4 protein-coding genes are annotated in these 6,000 nt (G+C 49.7%); all 4 read left to right on the top strand.

What is annotated here, in order from left to right:
* The first annotated feature begins 219 nt into the window (after nucleotides 1-219).
* Nucleotides 220-3,729, top strand: coding sequence for an EAL domain-containing protein (locus tag IQ219_RS01960; protein WP_228016641.1), 3,510 nt, complete (start codon nucleotides 220-222; stop codon nucleotides 3,727-3,729).
* Between the two features lie 106 nt (nucleotides 3,730-3,835).
* Nucleotides 3,836-4,108 carry a hypothetical protein gene (locus IQ219_RS19920; protein WP_228016642.1) on the top strand — a complete coding sequence of 91 codons (273 nt, stop codon included), beginning with the start codon at nucleotides 3,836-3,838 and terminating at the stop codon, nucleotides 4,106-4,108.
* A complete protein-coding gene (locus tag IQ219_RS01970; RefSeq protein ID WP_194071532.1) occupies nucleotides 4,105-4,500 on the top strand; it encodes a type II toxin-antitoxin system VapC family toxin in 396 nt (131 codons plus the stop codon). Before IQ219_RS19920 ends, IQ219_RS01970 begins: the two co-directional genes overlap by 4 nt.
* Before the next feature lie 299 nt (nucleotides 4,501-4,799).
* Nucleotides 4,800-6,000: NCS2 family permease (locus IQ219_RS01980; RefSeq protein WP_194071533.1), on the top strand; the 1,201-nt coding region annotated here is incomplete at its 3' end.

The following is a 6,000-nucleotide window of genomic DNA, read 5'->3' on the forward strand; positions in this document are numbered from 1 at the left end:
AACCCATGGGTGATGGGGGAAAGACCTATAATTTGGCCATGATCCCCGGGGATATGGTGACTCCGGGGAGGTGTTTTTTTCGCTGAAATACGTTGGATGAACATTTGGTCTCGTTTCAAGCTCCCCACTTTGCCATGGTGGGTTGCCAAATCAAGGGGCTTACCGCAGTTCGTTGCCTCGACTCGTCTGGGGATGGAGGTTGGGCAGGATGATAAATCGATGGGCAATGATTTGGAGCGTCAACAACAAAGGGAAATTCACCAGCTCAAACAACAGTTGAGGGCGGCGGAAACGACCACAGCAAAATTAGCCCAGGAGTTGGCCCAGCATCACCAACGGGGTTTACCTTCCTCACAAAATAATACGTCAAGTCTGCAGACAACCCTAGCTCGTCTGGGGCAATGGGGTTTACTTAGCCATGATTTATACGGATTTTTTGATCAAGCCACCGAGTTAATTAGTGCCACTTTGGGGGTGGATTATTGTGGCATTTGGGAACTTTTACCCAACCGTTCTGCCCTACTGCTCTGTGCTGGGGAGGGCTGGCAACAATCCCTAATCGGGAACTACACCATTGATGCCACTGACCGTTCCTACGCCGGTTATACCATCCGCTATAACGGCGATCGCCGGGTGGAAGACTACGAGCCAGTGATTGCGCTGGATCTGAGGTTGAGTACCAAATTTCGGGCCTCCCCTTTATTGCATAACCTAGGCATTATCAGCGGGGTCAATGTGATTGTGGCGGGGCCGAGAACGGCGTTTGGGGTGTTGGGCGTTTACAGTCTCACCACCCGTGAATTTACTGACGAAGAAGTTGATTTCCTCACTGTTGCGAGCCATATCCTGGCCGCTGCCATTGACCGCCAGGAATACGAAGAGAAATTACTGTTGTTGGAGCAGGCGATCGACGCTAGTTCCAATGGGATTCTAATCACCAATGCCCTCGATGCCGATAATGCCGTGGTTTACGTCAACCATGGTTTTGAAACCATTACTGGTTTTAGCCGTGAAGAAGTGATGGGGCAAAACTGCCGCTTTCTGCTCGACGAAGACCGCCAAGGGGAACAGGGCAAACAGTTAGCCATACTCCGCTCGGCGATCGCCAGTGGCCAAAAATGCGAAGTGGTGCTGAAAAATTACCGTAAAGACGGGGTGCCTTTTTGGAATCATTTATACCTGTCCCCCATCTATAACCAGCACAATTTTTTAGTCAACTTCATCGGCATCCAAACCGATGTCACTAAACAGAAGCTCACAGAACAACAACTACGGACCAGCCAAGAATTTTTCAGTAGGATGATCGTCACCATCACCGATGGGCTATTAATTGTCGATCAAGAAGGCATTATTCAATTTGTTAACCCCGCCGCTAAGCAGATGTTTAAACGACGGGAAGGGAAACTGCTCCAGCAACCCTTTGGTATTCCCTTTGTGGCGGATCAGGTGACCGAAATTACCCTCACCCCCCTCGGCGGAGATGTGGTGGTGGCGGAAATGCGGGTGTCCCCCATCCATTGGCAAAAGGGTAAGGCCTTTTTGGTTTCCCTGCGGGACATCAGTGAACAACACCAAGCCCGCCTGGCCCTAGCGGAAAGTGAAAAAAAATACCGCCACATTGTGGAGCTAACCTCCGAGGGAATTTGGATTTTAGACCAAGACCAACAAACTACCTTTGCCAACCAGCAATTGGCGGATATGTTGGGCTATTCGGTAGAGGAAATTTTAGAGAAAAATATTACGGCCTTTGTCCTTGCCATTCACCATTTGCCGGAGTCGCAAAACAGTCATCAAGAGACTTTGCAATCTTTCCCTCGCTGTATGTTGCCCAACCATTATCAGGTTTACGACGTCCAACTGCAACGGCGAGACGGTAGTGTGCTCTGGGGTTTGGTGTCCCGCAGTGCGTGGTATGACCAATGGGATAATTACCGGGGGGAGCTGGCCATGCTGACGGACATTACCAAACGGAAATCCGCCGAGCAGGCCCTGTCCGCCAGTGAGCAACGCTTGGAGGGAATTTTAGGCTCCATCCAGGATGTGGTTTGGTCCGCCGATGCCGCTAGTTTTGCCACCCTTTACCTCAATCCCACCACCGCCATGGTCTATGGCCAACCCCTGGAGGTATGTTACCAGAGCAAAAATTTTTGGTTTGAACGGGTTCATCCCGGCGATCGCCCTTTGCTGGAATATCACCTGCAATTACTAATGGAGAAAGGCCAGACGGAGTTGGAGTATCGCATTGTGCAACCAGGGGGCAAGGAGCGGTGGCTATTTCGCCGTAGTCAATTGGTGCAGGATGCCCAGCATCAACCCCTGCGTATCGACGGCATTGACAGTGACATCACTGAGCGTAAATCGGCGGTGGAAAAACTCCACTACAACGCCAACCATGATTCCCTGACTAATTTGCCCAATCGGTTAATGTTCCTCGATCGCCTGGGCCATGCTCTGCAAAGAAATTTACGTCGTCAGGATTTAAGGTTTGCGGTGCTATTTCTGGATTTAGACGGCTTTAAAATTATCAACGACAGTTTGGGACACACCTGTGGGGATTTACTACTCCAGGGCATTGCCCATCGTCTGCGTCAATGTTTACGGCCAGAGGATACCTTGGCTCGGTTGGGGGGGGATGAGTTCACCATGTTGATTGAAAACATCACCTGTCCCGAAGATGTGATCGCCGTGGCCCAAAGAATTCACCAGGAATTACAAAGGCCGTTTAACTTGGACGGCCAGGAAATTTTCACCAACACCAGTATTGGTATTGCCCTCAACCATCCCCACTATGGCCATCCCCAAGATATTTTGCGGGACGCAGACACCGCCATGTACCGAGCTAAGGCCGCCGGTAAGGGTCGCTACGCTATTTTCAACCAGACCATGCACCACCATGCTGTGCAGAGGCTCCAGCGGGAAAATGATCTACGGCGGGCCATTGCTCGCCACGAGTTGCAGTTATATTATCAACCGATTATCTGCCTCAAAACTGGACAGTTACAGGGGGTGGAGGCCCTGGTGCGTTGGCATCACCCAGAAGAGGGTCTGCTCCTGCCGGAAGAGTTTGTGGCGATCGCCGAAGAAACGGGCTTAATTGTCCCCATGGGGGATTGGATTCTCTGGGAAGCGAGTCGGCAATTATTGCAAATTAAAGAAAAATTTCCCCACATTCCCCATCTCCAGGTAAGTGTTAATGTTTCCGGCCGTCAATTGCGCGACCAACGGCTCATCCAAACGGTGGATCAAATTTTGGCCATCACCAACTTGAGGCCCCAAGACCTCAAACTGGAAATCACCGAGAGTTTATTGATCGATAATTTGGACTTGGCTACCGACGTGTTGACCAGTTTACGCCAGAGAAATATCCAGATTTCCCTTGATGATTTTGGCACGGGCTATTCTTCCCTCAGTTATCTGCACCGCTTTCCCATCAACACCATTAAAGTGGACCGGTCCTTTGTGAACACCATGGAGCCCAACGACCAAAACACTGCCATTGTCCATACTATTGTGACCCTGGCCCACACCCTCGGATTGGATGTAATTGCCGAGGGCATTGAAACTGAGCGGCATCTAACCCAACTTCATTGGCTGGGATGCGATGCGGGGCAAGGATATTATTTTGCCCACCCCATCCCCTCAGAGGATTTGCTGGACTTTTTAGCAATTCAAATGCCCCGTTGGCTTATGCCGGTTGTGACTGAATTACCCCCGCTTAAGCCAGCTTAGTGAACCAAATCTCCATGGCCAGAAAAATGACTGTTTTTCCCCAGGGATGGAGTAGCCTTTTTATGTTGAGCCGTTGATCAACTCGGCTTACCGCTTCCTAAGTGCTATGAATACTACGGCGATCGCCGAGTATATTGAAAAAACTCCAATCTGGAGACCAGTAATTATGAACTTACAAGAGATTCAATCGCAAATCCTAAAATTACCTACCCAAGATAAATGGGAACTGGTTCAAACGCTTCTAAATGCTATCAAAAAAGATACTACTGACCTCAAAAAAAACTCAAAAAAAACCTATCCTCTGCGCGGCTTACCTATCACTATTAGTGAAGATTTTGATGATCCCATGCCAGAATTGTGGGAGGTATTAACGGAATGATTCTCCTTGATACCCATACTTGGCTGTGGTTACTTCACGATCCTGATCAATTATCGACCCTAGCCCAGGGCATTATTACCGAATCTGAAAACAACAATAGCATTCTTATTTCCAGTATTTCAGTCTGGGAAATTGCCACTAAACAAAGCCTCAATAAACTGCAACTTCCTCTACCGATTCACGAATGGTTTGAATTAGCCAAACAACAACCTGGCACAGTTATTGAACCTCTTTCTCCTTCCGACGCAATTGATAGTGCTAATCTGCCTGGAAACTTTCATAAAGATCCTGCCGACAGAATTTTAGTGGCGATCGCCCGGCGGTACGAAATCCCATTGATTACCTGTGACCAAAAAATCTTGAGCTATTCCCATGTCAAAACTATTTGGTAAAGCCTAATTGCCGAGGGCATTGAAACTGAGCGGCATCTAACCCAACTTCATTGGCTAGGATGCGATGCGGGGCAAGGATATTATTTTGCCCATCCCATCCCCTCAGAGGATTTGCTGGACTTTTTAGCAATTCAAATGCCCCGTTGGCTTATGCCGGTTGTGACTGAATTACCCCGCTTAAGCCAGCTTAGTGAACCAAATCTCCATGGTCAGAAAAATGACTGTTTTTCCGCGGGGATGGAGTAGCCTTTTTATGTTGGCTGCGAGTTGGCCCCGTTCACCATTTCATTAATAGGCTTATGACTGCTCTGGCGATCGCCCCCCGTTGGTTTGTCAAACAGGACATTGATGGCTTCTTTGGCCTGGCGGTGAACAACTTGGTGCAGATCCTGGTGATTGTGGGATTGACCCAATCGGTGTTGCAATTTCCCCCCACCCTGATCTTTGGGCGTATTTTACCCAGCATTGCCATTAGCCTGATTGTCGGCAACTTTTATTACAGTTGGCTGGCCTATCACCAAGGAAAACGGGAAGGACGGGATGACATCACCGCTTTGCCCTACGGCATCAACACAGTCAGTTTGTTTGCCTATATTTTTCTGGTTATGCTCCCGGTGCGATTATTGGCGATCGGCTCTGGGGCTAGTAGTGAAGCGGCGGCGGAGTTGGCTTGGCAGGCGGGCTTAGTGGCCTGTTTTGGCTCCGGTCTGATCGAATTGGCGGGGGCTTGGGGAGCGGATTGGTTACGGCGCTATACCCCCAGGGCCGCTCTACTTTCCACCCTAGCGGGCATTGCTTTGACTTTCATTGCCCTTGGTTTTTTCCTCCGCACCTACGCCCATCCCTTAGTGGGCATTTTGCCCTTGGGGGTCATTCTGCTCAGCTATTTCGGCAAGGTTACTTTCCGGTTACCGGGACTAAAATTTGCTATTCCCGGCGGATTGATGGCTATTGTGCTGGGGACCATTCTGGCCTGGGCAACGGGATTAGTCACTTGGGATGCCCAACAAGTAGAAACGGCGATCACCCCCTTGGGAATTTATCTACCCAGCCTGGATCTGGCCAGCCTCTGGCAGGCGAAGGGAGTATTGGTCAGTTATTTCAGCATCATTCTACCCATGGGACTGTTTAATTTGGTGGGCAGTTTGCAAAACTTGGAAAGTGCGGCGGCGGCGGGGGACGATTATCCCACAGCACCTTGCTTAGCAGTGAATGGTCTGGGCACCATTGTGGCGGCCCTATTTGGCTCCTGTTTTCCCACCACCATTTACATTGGCCATCCCGGTTGCAAAGATATGGGGGCAAGGATTGGTTATTCCTGGCTCAACGGTTTGGTGATGGCGATTTTATGTCTCACTGGCAGCCTTAGTTTATTGGTTTATCTGATTCCCATCGATAGTGCCATGGCAATCGTGCTCTGGATTGGCATTATCATTGTCAGCCAGAGTTTCAGTGCTACTCCGGTCAATCATTACCCCGCTGTAGTGGTCGGCCTATTAC

This window comes from Synechocystis sp. LEGE 06083, assembly GCF_015207725.1.
Taxonomy (GTDB): domain Bacteria; phylum Cyanobacteriota; class Cyanobacteriia; order Cyanobacteriales; family Microcystaceae; genus Synechocystis; species Synechocystis salina.

Excerpts from the sequence above, each read along its gene's own strand:
- IQ219_RS01960 (WP_228016641.1), top strand. The coding sequence starts at position 220 with ATGGGCAATGATTTGGAGCGTCAACAACAAAGGGAAATTCACCAGCTC.
- IQ219_RS19920 (WP_228016642.1), top strand. The coding sequence starts at position 3,836 with ATGAATACTACGGCGATCGCCGAGTATATTGAAAAAACTCCAATCTGG.
- IQ219_RS01970 (WP_194071532.1), top strand. The coding sequence starts at position 4,105 with ATGATTCTCCTTGATACCCATACTTGGCTGTGGTTACTTCACGATCCT.